We start from the raw sequence: 19,642 nt of genomic DNA, 5'->3' as shown, positions 1-19,642 counted from the left end.
ATCCTTGAATGATGTTGAATCAATTAAAAATAGCTATTTATATATAATTTAAAAATGAAAAATAGTATTAATTAAATTAATTGAGGTTATTTTATGAAAGGGCATGTGATAGTTGTCATACTTATGGTCTCTCTACACTACTTTTTTTGAAATTATAATAATTAAAGATTTTCATTCGTATAAAACTTATAAAAAAGTTCAGATACTTATCTATTTCAAGTACAAAATGCAAATATAATTTTTGCAAATTATTCCAAACTATTAATTAAATTGTTATTTAATGTTTCATAATCAAAGTCTGTTTCCCATTCCAATTTTGCAAAACTGACAGTATAATATAAAAAATTTTAAATATCACTTCCGAGTTATTAATATAAAATTAATAGGTGATGTTATGAAAAAGTTACATTTAATTATAATTGCCATAATAATTCTAATATCTATTGTGGGAGTATTTTTCCTAACAGGTAACTCGACTCCAACAGGCGAAGGACCATCATATAATGCAAGCGCATTAACAAATAATCTTTCAGTTGACATGAATAATTGGCAATATGACGAAACAAATGACATATATTATCAAATTGGACTTGTATACTGTATGAATCCTAAAGATACTTCATATGAATCTTGTGGGATCTACGTTCCTGGAAAATACTTTGAAGGCAGTAAAAATTCCAATGGAACTTACAGTTGTAAAATAAATGAAAATGCTAAAGTTGGAAATTATACCTCTAATTCCGCACCTATAGTAATGCCAGTAAATACTCCAGGTTATTCTGCATGCAAAGCACCAACTAGTTACAATGCAGGTGAAGTCAAAAATTACACTGATGCTGGTTTTATCTATTTAAATGCTGGTTGTATGGGAAGAGACAATGCAGAAGCACCTGATGGTGTAGTTGACTTGAAATCTGCAGTGACTTACTACAGATTTAACGGAGATGTTTTACCCGGAAACATTGAGAAAATATTTACTTTTGGCCATAGTGGAGGAGGAGCACAATCTGCAATAATGGGCGCTTCAGGAAACAGCGAATTATATAATCCATATTTAGAAAACATTGGTGCTGCAATGGTTGACAAAGATGGAAAAGTTTTATCAAATGCTATTGCTGGTGCGATGTGCTGGTGTCCAATAACAAATTTAGATACTGCAGATAGCGCATATGAATGGAATATGGGACAATATGTGAGAAATTCAAACTCATTCACAGGTGCCTTAAGTAATGATTTGGCAGCAGAATATGCCGCCTACATTAACGCATTAGGCCTAAAAGATCCAAACGGCAAAACATTGACACTTGAGGAAAGTGACAATGGGGTTTACACATCCGGCAGCTACTATGATTACATGTTAAGCGTCACTGAAGAGTCATTGAACAATTTCCTGAATGATACAACATTCCCATACACTCCAAGCTCCAATGCTATGGGGACCATGCCGTCTGGAGGAACACCTAGCGGAGAAATGCCAAGTGGAGATGCACCATCGGGTGAGGTGCCATCAGGAGATATGGGAGGTGAAATGCCAACCGAAAGCAGTGATTCAGGCTCCTCAGCAACTTATCAAACCGCTAAAGAATACATTGATTCATTAAATGGAAACGATACCTGGATTGAATATGATGCAAATACAAATACCGCCAAAATTACCAGTCTGGAAGCATTCGTCAAACATTGCAAAAATCCATCTAAATCAGTACCTGCTTTCGATGATTTGAATCGTTCTCAAGCTGAAAACGGATTGTTCGGTCTTGATGCAAACAGTTCATCACATTTCGACAAGACACTAAGCGATTTGCTCAACAACAACAGTGAAAAATACTCCAAATATGGTGATTACTCAAGCAGTTATGCTGAGGAATATAAAAATGACTTGGCCGCAACAGATAGCTTAAATACCAGCATGGAAACACGTGTGAACATGTACAATCCAATGTATTACCTATGTGACTATTATGATGGTGCAGGAAGCTCAGATGTGGCTAATCACTGGAGAATAAACACTGGTATTGAACAGGGAGACATTTCCCAGTGTGTCGATGTAAACTTATATTTGGCTGTTTTAAATAAAGTCGGCAATGATAATGTTGAGTTTTCAACAGTTTGGGGTCAAGGACACACTCAAGCTGAAAGAACTGGTGATTCCACCAGCAATTTCATCAATTGGGTTAATGACTGTTTAAACTAAAATGGGTGAATAATTTAAATTATTCACTTTTCAATATTTTTTCATGAATTCAGGTTTAATTAATTTTTAAAGATGATAATCAAGAAACATTAAAATTATGAATAAAAGGTAGTTTTTTAAATAGCCTAATTATATATAATTTGAAATTAAAAATAATAATTAACTAATAAAATTATTTGGAGAGGAAGAGTATGAAAGGTGATGTATATTACGGTAAAGGTATACGGGAATTAAAAGATGAACATCCTGATTTGTATGAGTTAGTATCCAACATTAATGAAACAGTATGGGATGGCAAAATCTTGGATTATAAAACTCAAAAATTAATAGCTATTGGCATTACCGCTTCTCGTGCAGATCCAAGAGCTACCAAAAAGCAAATGAGAAGTGCAATTGAAGTATTGGGCATTACTAAAGAGGAAATTGTTGATGTTTTGAGAGTTGTCTTATTAACTTCAGGTATGCCTGCATTTTCCAAATCACTTCAAATATTAAATAGTGTTACTGAAGCTATTGAAGAAGAAAGAGAAGATAAGGCTTAAACTCTTCTCTCAACTATTTTTTAAGAATTCTTTTTTTTCTGTTATTAGACTATCTGATTAATGATTAGGAATGTGAAGAATAAAATAAAACAGACCATTCCATAATTTAGGAAAATTGTTTTTAGTGGAATTTGCATTTTCTCCTTAAGCAGTTCATCTTTTTTATAGTGAAGTAAATTAAATGTTCCGATAAGCAATAATGTCAATATTAAAATGGTATATATTAAGACAGTAATTACCTCCGTGATAGTGAATGCGCTATTCATTATTGCTGTTAAGCTACCATCAGATAATAAGCTAACAACAGACCCCATTAGATTAAGAACCATGTGAATGATAATGGGATAAATGATTCTGCCTGTTTTTATATAAACATATGCCAAAAATCCTCCCAGAAGAAATGTATAAAAGAATTGACTTAGGTTTCCATGGAAAAATGCAAACAATATTGCGGAAGTGATTATTGAGGCTTTTGCACCATATTTTATTGTTCTGTCAATTAATAATTTTCTAAAGAATAACTCTTCAAAAATCGGACCGATAAAACTAATCAGAACTACATTCAATAAGATATCTGTTGAATTAATTAAATTTTCCACAGGATTTACAATAGTATTATTGGTAACAAGTAATATCAGGGAGGTTATAAAAACCCCAATCAGGTTTCCAAACAAAATAAGTGTGAAGCTAATTGATAGGTAAATTATGAATTTCTTAATTCCTAATCTTTCTTTTTTAATTTTTTGTGAATCCAGTTTTCTCATTAGATAAATAAAAATTGGTAGAGGTAGGATATAATTGCAAAATGATGATAAAATGGATAAAAAATTAATATTGTTAATCAAATCACTGTTTATAAAGTATATGATGTTTATAATGAGTATTTGAAATAATATTGCAGTTAAACCCATTGTGAAATAGTTAAATCCTATTTTTGAGAAAAATTTTTTATCGGCATTCAAGTTTACACCTGTTATTTGTTTTAAACAATATTTCATTTCTTATATTATTTAATGATTGCTATAAAATTTAGGTTTGCTTAAAACTTAAATATTAGGTATGCCTAAATATTAAATAGCTGAGCATTTATTTTTAAAAATTTAGGAGAGTTGAAAAATGGTAAATAAAGAGTTTTTTGATAAATGTGTTGAACATAAACATGCATTGCTTTTTGCTGCAGGAATTGCAACTGCAGTAGTGGGTAAAAAAGTATTGGAATCAAAAGCTGTAAAAGATGCAGCAACACAAGGTATGGCTACTGTAATGTCAATTAGAAAAGATGCTGAAGAATGTTTCCAAGACATAAAAGAAAATGCTGAAGATATTGTCGTAGATGCTCATGAAGAAGATAAAAAAGAAATCTATGTTGAAGCAGAAGAGGAATAAATTAATGTTTAAGGTTAAAAAATGAAGTATCAAGTAATGTATGATAGGGGGAATCGTTTAAGACTCCGTTCCGGTCAATGGGCTTTCACAAAAAAAGAAGGCTATGGGATTGCTTCATTACTTTTAGACCAAGATTTTATCCAGGAAGTTCTCACTTCTCATAAAAATGGCAGTATTTTGATATATTATGAAGAAGGCGAAGAAAACAAACAGAAAATATTTGATATTTTAAATAAAATCACGTTGGATGACCTCTTTGAGGCAGAACCTACACAAACCCAAGTTTCAAAAGAAATTACTGATGATTTTTATTATAAGCTAATGGGTATGGTTGTGAATAGATTTTTGGGAAGAATGTTCTTGCCGATACCTGTTAAAAATTTTCTGGCTATTTATCGCTCTTTAAAATATATTTGGGCTGGTTTGGATAGCTTGACCAGTTTCACCATCGATGTTGCACTTCTTGATGGTGTGGCTGTTGCCGGTGCATTGATGCAAAAGCAATATGCTCCTGCAGGCTCAATGATGTTTTTACTGTCAATTTCAGATGCTCTTGAAGACTACACAGTACAGAAAGCAAAAAGCACCTTAAAAGACAGTTTGGCTTTGAACATTGATTCTGTATGGGTAGTGGGAGATGATGGTGAGGAAAGGCAATGTCCTGCTATTGAAATAGATAAGGGAGATAAAATCAAAGTCCATATGGGAGATATAATTCCTGTTGATGGAAAGGTGATTGATGGTGAAGGAATGGTTAATGAAGCCTCAATGACAGGTGAGCCGTTGGCCGTTCATAAAAAACCAGGAAAAACAGTTCATGCAGGTACTGTCATTGAAGAGGGAAACATTGTTGTTGAAGTTTATTCAATGAATAAGGAAACAAGATTAAATAAGATTATAGATTTAATTGAAAATTCCGAAGAGCTGAAAGCCGAAACTCAAAGCAAGGCGGAAAAGCTGGCGGATTCAATTGTTCCATACAGTTTCCTTGCAACTGCTTTAACTTATCTTTTCACTGGAAATGCTTCAAAGGCATTGTCCGTATTGATGGTTGATTTCTCATGTGCAATCAAACTCACAACTCCGTTATCCATTATTTCTGCAATGCGTGAAGCATCAGATAATAGGATGATGGTTAAGGGCGGAAAATTCTTGGAAAATTATGCAAATGCTGACACAATCGTATTCGACAAGACAGGAACATTAACCAATGCGACTCCAAAGGTTGTTAAGGTTGTTCCAATGTCTAGAAGATACAAACGTGATGAAATCTTGAGAATTGCGGCCTGCATTGAAGAACACTTTGCTCATAGCATTGCTACAGCTATTGTAAAACAAGCTGAAGAAGAGGGTCTCAAACATGAAGAAGACCACAGTGAAGTTGAATATATTGTAGCTCATGGTATTGTAACTGAGTATGAGAATAAACGTGCAGTGATTGGTTCAAAACACTTCTTGTTTGATGACGAAAAAGTTAAAATAACCAAGACACAAGAGAAAAAACTCAAAAAAGAAGAAAAAGAGCACTCAGTTGTTTATTTGGCTATTGATGGAAAACTTGAAGGAATAATATGTATTGATGATCCTGTGCGTGAAGAGGCAAAGTATGTCATTGAAGAACTTAAGCAGTTAGGCATTGAACATGTCATAATGCTTACGGGGGACAGTGAAAGCGGTGCTAAATCAAGTGCAAAAGCATTGGGTATCAGTGAGTATAAATCACAGGTTCTTCCTGAAGATAAATCTAGAATCATTGAAGAGCTGAAAGAAGAAGGCAGAACTGTAATTATGGTCGGGGATGGAATAAATGATTCACCAGCTCTGGCTACTGCAGACGTGTCTGTTTCTATGAAACATTCATCGGATATTGCTCGTGAAGTAGCAGACGTTTCATTGCTATCAGATGATTTGCATGACCTTGTAACGCTTAGAAAATTAAGTGAAGCAATGTTGGATAAAATCAATAACAATTACCAAAATATCGTTGCAGTAAATGGGTCTTTACTTGTTTTAGGTGTTTTAGGTGTTATTCCACCATCAACATCTTCAATGATTCATAATTTGTCCACAATGATATTTGGTGCAATGAGTACTAAATCTGTTCTAAAAGATGAAGACTATACTGAAGCTATAGAAGTTGAAGCTATTGAGGTAGCTTAAACTTCACTTTATTTTTTTTTTAAAGTTTTTATATGATGATAACCTATTTATTAATGTATAAAAATTTTTATTAAGTGATTAAATGTTTGATAATTATAAGAATAAATTCATTCCATTAATTTTACCAATTCTGATAATCTTATTTTGGTATTTTATAACTGATGGTATAGAGTTATTTTCTTCATATATATTGCCAAGTCCTGTTGATGTGGTAAACTCAGCATTGGTGGTAATTCAAAATGGAAAGCTTCTTACAAACACAATAGATACATTATTTAAAGTATTTTCAGGTTTGATTCTAGCGTCTGTAGTCGCTATCCCTTTAGGAATTTTACTTGGATGGTATAAGACTCTGGAAGATTTATGTACTTTTGTAATCAGTGTTTTAAGACCGATTCCACCGGTTGCATGGATTCCATTTTCAATTTTATGGTTTGGAATAGGAACAGTTCCTGCGGTATTCATCATATTCATGGGATGCGTGTTCCCTATTTTGGTATATACTATTGATGGTGTGAAGAGAACCGATAAGGTTTTAGTAGAATCTGCCCAGACTTTAGGCGCTAATGATTGGAACGTCTTAAAACGTGTAGTGGTACCGTCTACATTTCCATATATAGTTTCCGGTTTAAAAGTAGGTATTGGAATTGCTTTGATGTGTACAATTTCAGCAGAGATGATCGGCTCAAGCAGCGGTTTAGGTTATATGATTTTAACTGCAACAAACCTCTTTGATACAGGTACCACAGTTGTAGGTATGCTTGTAATAGGTTTAATAGGTCTTGCTTTTGACTTTGTATTTACAAAAGCTCAAGACAGGATATTTTGGTAGGTGTGTTAAATGTCAATAGAAATTAAAAATATTAATAAATCCTTTGTAAGTAAAAAAACAGAAAAGCTATCTGTTTTGGAGGATATTAATTTAACTATTAATGATGGGGAACTGATTTGTCTTTTAGGCCCATCCGGCTGCGGTAAAACAACACTTCTACGTTTAATAGCTGGCCTGGAACATCCTACCTCCGGTGAAATAATTGCTAATGGTGAGGTTGTTAAAAAACCATCAGGAGACAGGGCAGTGATTTTCCAACAATATTCACTATTCCCTTGGTTAACTGTTTTGCAGAATGTAACTTTTGGTTTGGAAATGACAAAACAAGGATCAAAGGAAGAAAATGTTGCTGCCGCTGAGAGATATCTTACAAGTGTTGGTTTAATAGAGTTTAAGGATAGCTATCCTCATGAACTTTCAGGTGGTATGAAGCAAAGGGTTGCAATTATCAGATCCTTGTTAAACCATTCACCAATTTTGCTCATGGATGAGCCGTTTTCTGCAGTGGATATGCAAAATAGACACAAGCTTCAAGAACAGCTGATTGGAGTTTGGAAAAGATTTGAAAATACGATTGTTTTTGTAACTCACGATGTTGATGAAGCGGTCTTTTTGGCTGATAAGATTGTAATTCTTGATAGAAATCCTGGCAGAATTGCCGAAATTATTGAAGTTGGTATAGAAAGACCAAGAAAAAGGGAATCAAAAGAATTTATAGCTCTTCAGGATTCCATTGTCAGCAAATTAGATATGGGCCAATAGTTACAGTTTAGCTATTAATGTCCCATAATTTCCATTTTTTATGCTTTCATAGACATAATCAAGTGATTTTAAGATAGAATCTTCTAAAGTATTTCCCTTTGCAAGATAAGCTACAATTGCTGCAGATAAATTGCAACCGGTTCCATGTAAATTATCAGTCTTTATCAATTCTTGTTTTTTGATTTTAACATTACCCTCAATATTGATGGTATTTATTCCATCTAGGTGTCCGCCGGTAATGATATTGTTGCAGACAATTTTTTTGGATGCTTTGATTGCATCTTCAGCGGTTTTAATTTCAAAATCAGTTAATCTTTCAGCTTCTGTAATATTTGGTGTTGTTAAAATTGCTTTTGGGAGCAGATATTTATTTAAGGATTCAGCCAGATCATGTTTTGTCAAATCTCCACCGGATGTTGCCACCATAACTGGATCAACAACCGCTTTTAGATTATATTCCTTAATCTTTTTTGAAATTAGTTTAATTATTTCAGGAGAATATAACATTCCTGTTTTTATAAACTCCACTTCATAGGCATCCAAAACAGAATCTATCTGCTCGGATATGTATTCTTCATCAATAGGCAATGTTGAAAAGAATTTATAAGGATTTTGGGCAGTCAGTGCAGTAACAATTCCGGTTCCATAAACGCCAATTGCCTGGAATGTCTTTATATCGGTTAAAACGCCTGCACCTGCTGACGGGTCAACACCTGCAATGCTCATGACAATCATTTAATCAGCTCTTGTAACTTTCAGTCTTTCAGACCCTCTGAAAGGTTCAACGTTAACTTTAAGTTCCTTTAAGTATTTTCTGGTATGGGTTTTTTCACCATGTATCATTATTTCGCCCAAATCTTGAGCGGTATTAACATCCAATGCCATGAAAAATGAATCATGAACCTGCGGATTTAATTTTTTCCTTTCAGCGGCTTTTACATGCTCCTTATAGCTGAAACCTTCAAATCGGGTATGAATTGCCAAGGGCTTCATTATTATCAAATTAGTTCCGCCACCTTTTGATGGCACAATGATGAAATCCAGGCTTTTTGATGCATCAATAAGCATTTTCAAATTGGTTTTTCCAATCAAAGGAATGTCTGATGGAACAATGATGACTTTTTTTGCCTTTCCTTTGCAATATTTCATGGCCTGTTTCAATGCCTTATTCAAATTGGAATTGTCATCTTCAAGAATGGTATTCAAGTTTAGGCTTTCCGCATAGCTCAATACGTCTTCATCTCTGCTTATGATGAAAATTTTATCCACATGTTTTTTCAAAGTGTCGGTTACATCCTGAAGCATTACTTTTAATAGTTTTTCTCTTTCCTCTTCTGATAAGAATGGAGATAGACGAGTTTTTGCATTTTTAAACTTTGAAACTGGAATTATTGCATATATTTCATCCATTTAAATCACTTAGTAAGTTTTAGCTATCAGGGCAATGTATTTGGCATCTCTTCCGCTGCCTATGCATTTTCCTTCGGATACCTCTTCCTGAATACCTAGGATATCATAACCTGTTTTTTCTTCAATCTCTTTTCCGACTGCTTCGTCTCCGCACCATAGGAATTTAACCACATTTCCAGCTTCAACAAGTTCTGGAATTTCATCAAGGCTTTCTGTGAATTTGACATGTTCTTTCTGGAAGTCCCATGCGCAATCGCGGAGATTTTCTGCAGTTTTGTTTAATAGTTCAACAACATTGTCTGCAAGTGCATCATCAAGGGACAATTCTATTTTCTCTCCTTCATCTCTTCTCATAGCTATTGTAATATTGTTTTCCAAATCTCTTGGGCCAAGCTCGAGTTTAACTGGAGTTCCTTTCAATTCCCAGTCATAGAATTTCTTGCCTGGTCTGATGTCTCTATCGTCAATGTTAACTCTCAAACTTTTTGCCTCTAATTGTGATTTAATTTCATCACATTTGGCTAGAACTTCCTCTTTTCCTTTTTTAAATAGAATTGGGATGATTGTAACTTGGTTAGGGGATACTTTAGGTGGAAGGCGTAATCCTTTCTCCTCTCCATGCACGGAAATAACAGAGGCGATAACCCTGTCTGATACTCCTGCACAGGTTTGATAGACAAATTTGTGCTGACCATCTTTGTCTTCAAATTTAATGTCAAAGGTTTTTGCGAATGTTTGGCCTAAATTGTGTATTGTACCAACTTGCAGGGTTTTGCCGTTAGGCATGATTACATCAAAAGCCATGGTGTAGTCGGCACCCGGGAACTTGTCCCATTCAGGCCTTTTTGAAATTAGATAAGGGATTCCCAAATCATCAAAGAATTCCTTATAAATAGCAATAAAATCCTGAATCTGTTCATCAGATTCCTCTTTAGTTGCATGGGCAGTATGAGCTTCCTTGAATGTGGTAATTTCACGAACACGGATTAGGGGTCTGGTGTGTTTTGTTTCATATCTGAAAGTGTTTACTATCTGATAATATTTTATTGGAAGGTCGATGTGTGATCTAATCCATAAAGCATACATAGGATACATTGCGGTTTCGCTTGTTGGTCGTAATGCCAGCTGTTCATTTAATTCAGTCTGACCGCCTTTTGTAATCCAGTATACCTCATCTTCAAACCCTTTTACATGAATTCCTTCTTTTGCAAGTTCAGTTTCAGGAATAAGCATTGGAAACAATACTTCTTCATGGTCCTTATCCAATAATTTTTTTATTATTTCCATTGTGTATTTTCTTATTTGAAAACCGTATGGCATCCAAATAGCCATTCCCTTAATAGGATATCTTGAATCAGTAATGTTTGCTTCTTCTAAAATATCATGAAACCATTCGTCAAAATTTTCCACCATATCACCTAAAATAATTTTTATAATATTAAATTATCTGTTTTTAATCAGTATTAAATCTATTCGATATCTTTTTTAGCATATTATTTATATTAAAAAATTTAAATTTATTATTGGTGATAACTTGTTAGAAGAATTTTTACCTTTTGTAGGATTAATTATTTTTGGAAACATTGAAAACCTTATTTTAGCTTCACAGGGTGTTGTTCAAGGTGTGGATGCTAAAGTTTTAGGTGGATTGAGTATTATTGCAGTTATTATATGGCTATTTATTGGGACCGTTGCAACAGAGATAGCTATACAATATGCAAATTACATCACATTTATTGGCGGCCTTGCTATTGTAATATTGGGTATTATAGCTATTCGTGATGCTGTAAGACATATTAGGTCAACTAAAGGAAGTGAATAAGATGATTGATTTAAAACCGTATGTTCCATTTACAGGATTAATTATTTTTGGAAACATTGAAAACCTTATTTTAGCTTCACAGGGTGCCGTTGCACATGTAGACCCATATATTTTAGGCGGATTGAGTATTATTGCAGTTATTATATGGTTATTGATTGGTAATTTCGGAACAAAAATTGCCATTAAGTATGCGGATTATATTGAAATATTCGGTGGTGTGGCAATAATTGTTTTAGGTGTTCAATCCATGCTTGAAGCGATGGGTTTATAGTTTTTTAGATATTGGGAATAATTTCTCATTATCATCTATTTTTTTTAATAAAAATTTTTAAGAAAGTTATTTATAATTATCCCTAACATATATATTAATGTATAATTTAATTTTAGGAGATATTATGAGTAATAGGAAAATACAAATGCCGCGTGAAGTTTACATTGATCCGGGCATTATTAAGGATACTGGTGAAATCTGCAAATCTTTACATTTAGATAATAAGATTTTAATTGTTACTGGTTCTCATACATATGATGTAGGTGCAGTTCCAGCAATAGAAAGCCTTGAAAGAGATAATATTGAATATGATGTAATTAAAGTTGACAATGCATCACAAGAGTCAATTTCTGAAGTTGAAGAATTGATCACACCGGATACTACAGTTTTAGGTATTGGTGGCGGGAAAGTTATTGATGTGGCTAAATTATCTTCATTTAATCAAGGCGTATATTTTGTATCCATGCCGACTACCGCTTCTCATGACGGTATTGTATCTCCTATGGCATCAATAAAAAATCCTAATACTTCCATATCAGTTAATGCACACTCTCCGATTGCAGTCATTGCGGATTCTGAAATTCTCGCACAGTCCCCATTCAGATTGTTGGCTGCAGGTTGTGCAGATTTAATTGCCAATTTCACAGCCATTAAGGATTGGGAATTAGCACACAGATTAAAAAATGAATCATTTAGTGAGTCAGCAGCGGCATTATCAATAATGTCAGCTCATTTGATTACTGATAATATTGCCAACATTAAACCTAATCTCGAGCCTAGTGCACGCATAGTCATGAAATCCTTGTTCAGTGGAGGGATGGCTATCAGTATTGCAGGATCATCCAGACCTGCCAGCGGATCTGAACATTTATTCTCTCATGCATTGGATAAGATTCTTGAAAAGTCAGCTTTGCATGGTGAACAATGCGGTATTGGAACAATAATGATGATGTATCTCCATGGAGGAGATTGGAAAGCTATTAGAAATGCACTTAAAGCGGTTCAAGCTCCAACTACTGCAAAGGAATTGAATATTGCCGAGGAGGATATTATCGAAGCGCTGATGATGGCCCATGAAATCAGGCCTGAAAGATATACAATTCTAGGAGATAATGGAATTTCAAAAGAGGCGGCATATGAGCTTGCCCATAGGACAGAGGTGATTTAATGATTACATTAATAGGAAAGGATTTGGCTAAAAAAGGTCAGGAATTCGTTTTTTTAGGTCCTGCTGAAGATTGTGAAAGCTGCAGGTTTAAATCATCTTGTGTTGGAAACTTGGAAATAAACAGGAAATATGTCGTTGTTGATATTAAGGATAACGAACAGAAATGCCCAATCCACTCAGGAGGAGTAGTTATTCCTGTTGAAATTGACAGGGCAAAAATTGATATTTTAACCGATTCAAAAAGTATTTTTGAAGGTTCAACTTTTACATATACTCCTTTAGACTGTGATGAAAAATGCGATTTTCATGATTTCTGCTTCCCTGAGGGGCTTTTGGAAAATGATAAATGCATTGTTTTAGAGAATAATGGAAAACATAAAGAGGAATGTAAAAAAGGTTATAAGCTTAATAAACTTACTTTAGGATTTGTGATATAATGAAAAATGCCAGTAGCAATGATTCTAGTAAAAAAAATGCAGGTTATAAAGCCGCTGAATATGTAAAAGATGGAATGGTTTTAGGGCTTGGTACAGGTTCTACTACTCATTATTTCATTGAAAAAGTAGGTATGAGAATCCGTGATGAGGGAATTAATGTTTTAGGTATTCCAACTTCATTCCAGTCATTATTGATTGCAAAAAAATGGAATATTCCAATCACTACTTTGGAAGAACATGACATTGACCTGTCTGTTGATGGGGCAGATGAAGTGGACCCTCAGTTCAATTTGATTAAAGGGGGAGGAGCTGCCCACACTAAAGAAAAAATTGTCGATTACGCCGCAAAAGAGTTTATAGTAATTGTCGATGAATCAAAATGTGTTGATTCACTCGGAACATTCCCAGTGCCTGTTGAAGTTTTGCCTGATGCATCAAGAGTGGTCATTCAAGCACTAGAGGATATGGGTGCCGAGTGTGAAATAAGGATGGCTCAAAGAAAGGACGGGCCGGTCATCACTGATAACGGCAACTTTGTCATTGATGCCAAATTTGATGAAATTGAATCCCCTGCACATTTGGAAATTGATTTAAATTCAATTCCGGGCGTAGTTGAAAATGGAATATTTTCACAGATGGTTGATAGGGTCATTGTAGGAACTGAAGATGGCACTAAAGAATTGTAGGTGATAGGATGCCTATTCCAAATGGTATGTTTCCTTTTTATGACTTAAAAGATATTGGTTATAAGATAGCTATTTTATTCGGTGTTTTAATAGTTATCTATGGCGTATTGTGGTTACTTGCAGAATTGGGTGTTATTCCAGCCATATTCTTTGCAATATTTCCACAAATAGTTTTGATTTTAGTCGGTATATTCATTATTTATACCGCAGTAAGCAGAAAAAATGCTTACTAAACTTATTTTTTTTAAAAATAGAACCTGTAAAATTTTAATTATTGGATATCAAAAAAAATAAAAAAAGTTAAAGGAGAGATGAATCCCCTTTAGATTTTAACAATATTTATGCTTATATTTGATCCAGCGTATTTGCTGTTTCCACCATAGGAGCTAGCAACAGAGTGCACATCCGGACTTAAGTCTGCAGTTGAATATTTAACTTGACCTGAAGCGTCTGTTTTATAACTAACTTTTGCACCATCTACATTAAATACGACTGTAGCGCCTTTAATGGCCGCGCCGGTTGCAGCGTTTGTTAAAGTACTTACTACTTCATCGTTTTCTTTATCATAGACAGTGGAAATAATTGTTGTTGTTTTATTTACTACTGCACTTATTTTTCCAGTTGATTTGAGATATTTGCTGTTTCCACCATATGAGAATGCGGCAGTAAAGCTGTTTGGATCCACATCACCGAGTGAAAGTCTAGCTTGACCATCTTTGTCTGTTTTTACAGTAGTTTTTACACCATTTAAAGTAAATACAACATTAGCACTTTTAATGGCTGCTCCTGTTGCAGCGTTAGTTACTGTAACAACCATCTCATTGGTTTCTGTGTCATAAATTCCTGAAGCAATTGTTGTTGCTTTAGTTATAGTGACTTGTACGGTTGTGGTTGTTGCTTCATATTTGCTGTTTCCTTCGTATACGATTGTTGCTTCGTATGTGTCTGGAGTTAATCCGTTGAGGAATAGTGCTGCTTTACCTTCTTTGTCTGTTTTTACAGTTGTTTTTACATCGTTTAAGTAAATACGTACATTAGCACTTGTAATTGCTTTACCGGTTGCATTGTTGGTTAGTGTAGCAACTAATTCGCCGTCACTGTTATATTCAACAATAATGTCTTCAGCGGAAATAACTGTTGTTGCTTTTTCTATAGTGACTTGTACGGTTGTGGTTGCTGCTTTATATTTGCTGTTTCCTTCGTATACGATTGTTGCTTTGTATGTGTCTGGAGTTAATCCGTTGAGGGATAGTGCTGCTTTACCTTCTTTGTCTGTTTTTACAGTTGTTTTTGCATCATTTACATAGAAACGTAAGTTAGCACCTTTAATGGCTACGCCATTTTCTTTGTTGGTTAATGTAGCAATTAATTCGCCGGCACTGTTATATTCAACAGCAATGTCTTCAGCAGTAATTTCGGTTTTTGTTTTGATTGTTTCAACAACTGAGATAAATGCGGTTGCACTGGTTTCTCCATAATTGTCACTGCCCGCATAAGTAATTGTTGCAACGTATTCGCCTAAATCTAAGTCTAAAGGAATACTTACACTACCTTCGTCATCTGTTTTGACAACGGTGGAATTAAGAGTATCAATATCTACAGTAACTTCGGTATTTTCTAGCTTTTTACCATTTTGGTCAATTAATGTGAAGTCAAGTTGGCCGGTATGAGGTAAAGTGTCCACATCGTCAACATCGATGGTAACAAGTTCTTTATCAGAGTAAGTTCTCATTACATCATCTGCTGTTTGATACATACTTTCTGCTCTAGCGAGGTATGTTACAAATGTAGGTGGGAATGGTAAGAAGTTTAAATTGTATGAATTTTCACCAACGGTTACGTTGTAGTATCCTCCGCCCATCAATATACCGATTCTGCTTCCGGAAATTGAGTTGTTAAATATTTTTTCATTTCCAGATCCGTAAGCTGTAATTCCACTTATTTTTGAATTTAAAACAGTGTTGTTGTAGACAGTGTGTCCTTTTGAGTGCATTAAGTAGATACCTTCTTTTGCACCGGAAATGGTGTTAAATGCAATTGTAACATTTGGTCCGGTTCCGTGTCTGGTGTCAATACCGTGGTTTACGGCATCGGTAATGTTATTTTCTACAATAATTGCATTAGGAGAACCGAAGTTCATAATACCGGTTGTATATATGTCATGGACATTGTTTCTGCTAATAATGCTATTTGAAGAGTATTGTCCGAAAATACCCCAGGATGCACCAGTAACGTCACATCCGGTGATTACTAAATTTTTATTCTCGGATGCATAAATTCCAGATGTCTTATATTCGTCAGTGTTTGCGCCTACTTTTGTGGTGTCATATCCAGGATATTGAGCTTGGATGTTTAATCCGGTAACAACAGCTCCAGTAGTGTTAATGACGTATAATACTGAACGGTATGCAATTGCATAACCTCCACTTGTTGTGGATGCTCTGACTTTTTCTGGTACATTATTTAAGTCAATATTGTCAAATCCTATTAATGTTGCATTATTACCGAATATTTTAATGTTTTTATCGGTATAAATTGAAATATTGGTATAAACTGCATTTTTATAAAAGATAATGCTGTCTCCATCTTCCATTGCTTCAAGCATAGTTTGGATTTGATCATTGGTATACTCTTCAGGAACGGTAAATTGAGTTCCTGTTTTTTTCATTATTGTGTTGTAGTCGATAGAAATGTCTGCAGGTGCTTCAATTTCGGTGTATGCTATATAATTAGGACTGTTTGAGGTACTGTCACTGAAAGTACCCATTATATCTTCCGCATTTTGATAGTCGCTTTTTGCTTCAGCGACATAGTATACGAATGTAGGTGGGAATGGTAGGTTATCTAAGCTGAATTGGTTTTCTCCGATAGTAATGTTTGTGTATCCTCCACCTAATAATACTCCTATTCTTGATTTTTGCATTTTGTTGTCTCTGATATCAATATTGGATGAACCGTAACAGCTTATGGAACTGATTGTACAGTTGATTAATGTGTTATTGTATGCGCTGTGTCCTTTTGAGTGCATTAAGTAGATACCTTCTTTGGAACCGATTACTGTATTGTTGATAACTTGAACGTTAGGTCCGGTTCCGTGTCTTACATCAATACCATGGTTTGCAGCATTAATAAATGTATTTTTTTCAATAATGGTTCTAGCTGAACCAAAATTCAGCAAGCCGGTAACGGCCTGATTTTGAATGGTATTTTCTGAAATAATTCCATCATTACAATATTGTAGGTATAATCCCCAGGATGATCCGTCAAGGGTATTGTTTTCAAAGATTAAACTGTTGGATTTTGTCGCATAAACCAATGCGTTGGAGTATGTGGCTGAGCTGTTTTCTCCTCCAACAACAGTCAATCCGTGGATAACGACATTATTTGCATTCACAACATATAATGTTGCGAGGTTACCTATTGCATATCCACCGCTTGAAGTAGGATTCCAGATAATTGAAGGGGTGTTGTTTTTGGAAGGATTGTCATATCCTATTAATGTCGCACCGTTTCCGTTTATTGTAATGCTTTTGTTGACATAAATACAAATGTCTTTATATTCTCCTGTTTCGAAAGTTAATGTATCTCCATCGCTTAAACCATTGATTATTGATTGGATAGCATCACTATCTGAGCCAATAGGAACGGTTTGTTCTGAAGAGGATGTACTTTCGTTGGTTTCACTTATTGTTGCTATATCATCAGCTTCTTGTAATGAATTGGCATATGCTGTATCTTCTGCAGATACTGAGCTTACACTTAAAATTACAATAAATAGTAGTAATATAGCCATTATTAAGCCCTTTTTATTCATTTTTTTCCCTCTTTATTCATTTTTCATTGCTTTGTTAAAATGTAAAAAATAATCGATAAGCAATATAGTTTATATTGTATTTTTTATTCTATTTAAATTAAAATGTTTTAATTTCTTGATATAACATTGTTATTAATATTATAATGGAATATAAAGTAATTTGCATTGTTATTTTTTCAAAATAGTAATAAACTTTATATATAAACTATCACTAAATATAAACTTATAATCAATATGAATATATTTGGTCATATCGTTACTTTTTTAAAGGTAATTAACTCTTAATTGTTGTCGATTTTTTTATCGATAATAAAAATTTTCATATTTGATGGTACAATCAATTTGTAATTGTATTGAACTAAATTAATAAAGTATAGTCGTGGTAAATAATATGAATAAAAAAATAGCTGTTTTATTCACATGTTTAATTAGTTTATTCCTAATGTCCGCAGTAAGTGCAACAGATGCTGTGCATGAGGACAGCACAATTGCTTCGGACAATACTGTTTATCAAATCACTTCCGATTTGTCAAATGATGATATCCAGTATATGTTTGATAATGCAATGGATGGAGATACCTTTGAGTTTACAAGTAAGGATTATCAGGATATATCTTTGGTTGTTGATAAAACGCTGAATATCGTTTCAAAAAAGAATTCTGTTGTCCATGCATCCAATCAACTTTCTGATAAAGCAAAAAATTTAGGGATAACTAGCACATTCGGATTTTACTTTACTCCAAAAAGCAGTGGAAGTGTATTGTCAGGAATTACAATTATCTCTTCTGGTTGTGATTACGGCATTGTTGTTGATTCATCAGATAATACCACAATAGAAGATAATGTTATTGCCGGTGGAAAAAATTGTGTTTTAGTTAAAAATTCAAATGCAGTTAATGTTTTAGGAAATAACGTTTCAAATGCGGAGATTAATGGAATTCAACTTCAAAATGTTAAAAATTCTTTAATTTCAAATAATACTGCGTCATATAATGTAAGGTCTGGAATTGAAACTTCCAACATATATTATTGTAATATAACAAATAACACAGTTCATCACAATGCCTTTAATGGAATTTCCTTGTTTGATGTTTCCACAGGGAATATGATCAAACATAATTCAGCTTATGAAAATCCAAACGGCATCTACATTGATTCCCAATCAACTTATGATGTTATCAATGCAAATTCATTCACATATAACAGAATTGACACCAGTTATGAATTGGGCGCTTTTGAAAGTGGAAACGGATTATTGTTCGGTCCGGACTTTAAAACTTCAAAAAAGAATAGTCCTTCTAGATTGGAAGTACAATATAACGTTCTAGCTCATAATGAGGGTTATCAGGCTAAAAATAATCCGGAGCTTCCTGAATTTAAATTAGGAGATAACTGGTTTGATTCAACTGATGATGAAAATACTTTCGTATGTCCAATGCTTTTTGCCGGAATCATGAAGATGGGAACAATATCTGTTAAAAATGGTATCGGCCTTCAAATGTATGATACTAATGGCAATGAAGTTAAAGAATTTGGAACTTTCGATACAAAAGTATCAGTTAATGGAAATCAATATACCGCAAAATTCGTTAATGGTAAAGCTATTATAGATGCTAATTTGGATCCGGATACTGAATATGAGGTTGAGGTGATGGTCGGTGGAACTCCAGTTAAGTATGCCTATAAAACTGCTGCCGGAGAAAAAGATGATAACCAGGATTCCCAAACAACTGACACAACTGAAGGAGAAAACGGTGCATCAGGATCTACCAATCCGGAAATTCAAATCAATTCAACTGATGATGTATCTCAAAGTAAAGGCAATTCAAACCCTGTAAATGGAACTTCCGATAGCGCACACTTTTCCACAAATGATAATTCAAATGCATTTGGAACAAATGCATCTGGAAGTTATCAGGATTCATCCGATATGGGTGAAGATGCTCAGACAAATGGAAATGTGAATGCAGGAGATTCAAACAGTGGTGAAGTATCTGAAGAAGGAAAATCCTATGAAGTAATACCTGAATCCAAAAAGTCCAATAAGGTTACTGATACTTCAGGACTTGTCGTTTTGAGTATAGTTGCTCTATTGGGTTGTCTGATTTTTGGGTATAAACGTAGAATTAAATTCGATTAAAATTTCTCTTTTTCTTTT

General features: G+C 34.1%; 18 protein-coding genes. 13 read left to right on the top strand and 5 right to left on the bottom strand.

All coding sequences use genetic code 11. The features are described 5' to 3' along the window. Window positions 1-394 precede the first annotated feature (394 nt). Window positions 395-2,194 carry a subtype A tannase gene (locus IJI93_RS02605; RefSeq protein ID WP_292819486.1) on the top strand — a complete coding sequence of 600 codons (1,800 nt, stop codon included), beginning with the start codon at window positions 395-397 and terminating at the stop codon, window positions 2,192-2,194. A gap of 191 nt (window positions 2,195-2,385) precedes the next feature. Further along, window positions 2,386-2,736, top strand: coding sequence for a carboxymuconolactone decarboxylase family protein (locus tag IJI93_RS02600; RefSeq protein ID WP_292819483.1), 351 nt, complete (start codon window positions 2,386-2,388; stop codon window positions 2,734-2,736). Between the two features lie 44 nt (window positions 2,737-2,780). Here IJI93_RS02600 and IJI93_RS02595 read toward each other — a convergent pair whose 3' ends face one another. Next, window positions 2,781-3,500 carry a CPBP family intramembrane glutamic endopeptidase gene (locus IJI93_RS02595; protein WP_292819481.1) on the bottom strand — a complete coding sequence of 240 codons (720 nt, stop codon included), beginning with the start codon at window positions 3,498-3,500 and terminating at the stop codon, window positions 2,781-2,783. 352 nt (window positions 3,501-3,852) lie between these two features. Here IJI93_RS02595 and IJI93_RS02590 point away from each other — a divergent pair, with 352 nt between their 5' ends. The 4 genes from IJI93_RS02590 (at window position 3,853) to IJI93_RS02575 (ending at window position 7,876) form a co-directional block, all read left to right on the top strand. Beyond that, the gene (locus tag IJI93_RS02590) at window positions 3,853-4,122 is read left to right on the top strand and encodes a DUF6110 family protein (RefSeq protein ID WP_292819478.1); all 270 of its coding nucleotides are present in this window, start codon (window positions 3,853-3,855) and stop codon (window positions 4,120-4,122) included. A 21-nt stretch (window positions 4,123-4,143) separates the two neighbouring features. Next, window positions 4,144-6,282, top strand: a complete 2,139-nt coding sequence (locus tag IJI93_RS02585) for a heavy metal translocating P-type ATPase (protein ID WP_292819474.1) — start codon at window positions 4,144-4,146, stop codon at window positions 6,280-6,282. An 82-nt stretch (window positions 6,283-6,364) separates the two neighbouring features. Then, window positions 6,365-7,114, top strand: a complete 750-nt coding sequence (locus tag IJI93_RS02580) for an ABC transporter permease (RefSeq protein ID WP_292819471.1) — start codon at window positions 6,365-6,367, stop codon at window positions 7,112-7,114. Between the two features lie 9 nt (window positions 7,115-7,123). Continuing rightward, window positions 7,124-7,876: an ABC transporter ATP-binding protein gene (locus IJI93_RS02575; protein ID WP_292819468.1), complete on the top strand. Its 753-nt coding sequence runs from the start codon at window positions 7,124-7,126 to the stop codon at window positions 7,874-7,876. Here IJI93_RS02575 and thiD read toward each other — a convergent pair whose 3' ends face one another. The 3 genes from thiD to proS are packed head-to-tail and all read right to left on the bottom strand — an operon-like array spanning window position 7,877 to window position 10,699. After that, window positions 7,877-8,611, bottom strand: a complete 735-nt coding sequence (thiD, locus tag IJI93_RS02570) for a bifunctional hydroxymethylpyrimidine kinase/phosphomethylpyrimidine kinase (protein WP_292819465.1) — start codon at window positions 8,609-8,611, stop codon at window positions 7,877-7,879. Next, window positions 8,612-9,286, bottom strand: coding sequence for a 2-phospho-L-lactate guanylyltransferase (gene cofC, locus IJI93_RS02565; protein ID WP_292819462.1), 675 nt, complete (start codon window positions 9,284-9,286; stop codon window positions 8,612-8,614). It abuts the gene before it with no gap. 9 nt (window positions 9,287-9,295) lie between these two features. Further along, a complete protein-coding gene (gene proS, locus IJI93_RS02560) occupies window positions 9,296-10,699 on the bottom strand; it encodes a proline--tRNA ligase (RefSeq protein ID WP_292819459.1) in 1,404 nt (467 codons plus the stop codon). A 121-nt stretch (window positions 10,700-10,820) separates the two neighbouring features. Between proS and IJI93_RS02555 the strand changes: the two genes are divergently transcribed. The 6 genes from IJI93_RS02555 to IJI93_RS02530 all read left to right on the top strand — a co-directional run bounded on the left by IJI93_RS02555 (window position 10,821) and on the right by IJI93_RS02530 (window position 13,903). Continuing rightward, window positions 10,821-11,108, top strand: a complete 288-nt coding sequence (locus tag IJI93_RS02555; protein ID WP_292819456.1) for a hypothetical protein — start codon at window positions 10,821-10,823, stop codon at window positions 11,106-11,108. A gap of 1 nt (window position 11,109) precedes the next feature. Beyond that, window positions 11,110-11,379: a hypothetical protein gene (locus tag IJI93_RS02550; protein ID WP_292819453.1), complete on the top strand. Its 270-nt coding sequence runs from the start codon at window positions 11,110-11,112 to the stop codon at window positions 11,377-11,379. A 124-nt stretch (window positions 11,380-11,503) separates the two neighbouring features. Continuing rightward, window positions 11,504-12,547: an NAD(P)-dependent glycerol-1-phosphate dehydrogenase gene (locus IJI93_RS02545; RefSeq protein ID WP_292819450.1), complete on the top strand. Its 1,044-nt coding sequence runs from the start codon at window positions 11,504-11,506 to the stop codon at window positions 12,545-12,547. Continuing rightward, on the top strand, window positions 12,547-12,984 hold the full coding sequence (locus IJI93_RS02540) for a UPF0179 family protein (protein ID WP_292819447.1): 438 nt from the start codon (window positions 12,547-12,549) through the stop codon (window positions 12,982-12,984). Before IJI93_RS02545 ends, IJI93_RS02540 begins: the two co-directional genes overlap by 1 nt. After that, window positions 12,984-13,670: a ribose-5-phosphate isomerase RpiA gene (gene rpiA, locus IJI93_RS02535; RefSeq protein WP_292819444.1), complete on the top strand. Its 687-nt coding sequence runs from the start codon at window positions 12,984-12,986 to the stop codon at window positions 13,668-13,670. The genes IJI93_RS02540 and rpiA overlap by 1 nt, the downstream gene beginning before the upstream one ends. Before the next feature lie 8 nt (window positions 13,671-13,678). Then, on the top strand, window positions 13,679-13,903 hold the full coding sequence (locus IJI93_RS02530; RefSeq protein WP_292819441.1) for a hypothetical protein: 225 nt from the start codon (window positions 13,679-13,681) through the stop codon (window positions 13,901-13,903). A gap of 89 nt (window positions 13,904-13,992) precedes the next feature. On the opposite strand, the gene IJI93_RS02525 is transcribed toward IJI93_RS02530, so the two are convergent. Beyond that, window positions 13,993-17,463, bottom strand: a complete 3,471-nt coding sequence (locus tag IJI93_RS02525; RefSeq protein ID WP_292819438.1) for a right-handed parallel beta-helix repeat-containing protein — start codon at window positions 17,461-17,463, stop codon at window positions 13,993-13,995. Window positions 17,464-17,875: 412 nt separating this feature from the next. Between IJI93_RS02525 and IJI93_RS02520 the strand changes: the two genes are divergently transcribed. After that, window positions 17,876-19,624 carry a nitrous oxide reductase family maturation protein NosD gene (locus tag IJI93_RS02520; RefSeq protein ID WP_292819434.1) on the top strand — a complete coding sequence of 583 codons (1,749 nt, stop codon included), beginning with the start codon at window positions 17,876-17,878 and terminating at the stop codon, window positions 19,622-19,624. The last annotated feature ends 18 nt before the right edge of the window (window positions 19,625-19,642 follow it).

Origin of the sequence: Methanobrevibacter sp. (assembly GCF_017431965.1) — an archaeon.
Taxonomy (GTDB): Archaea; Methanobacteriota; Methanobacteria; order Methanobacteriales; family Methanobacteriaceae; genus Methanocatella.
The sequence above is the reverse complement of the archived record's forward strand: the minus strand, read 5'-3'. Positions and strand labels throughout refer to the sequence as shown.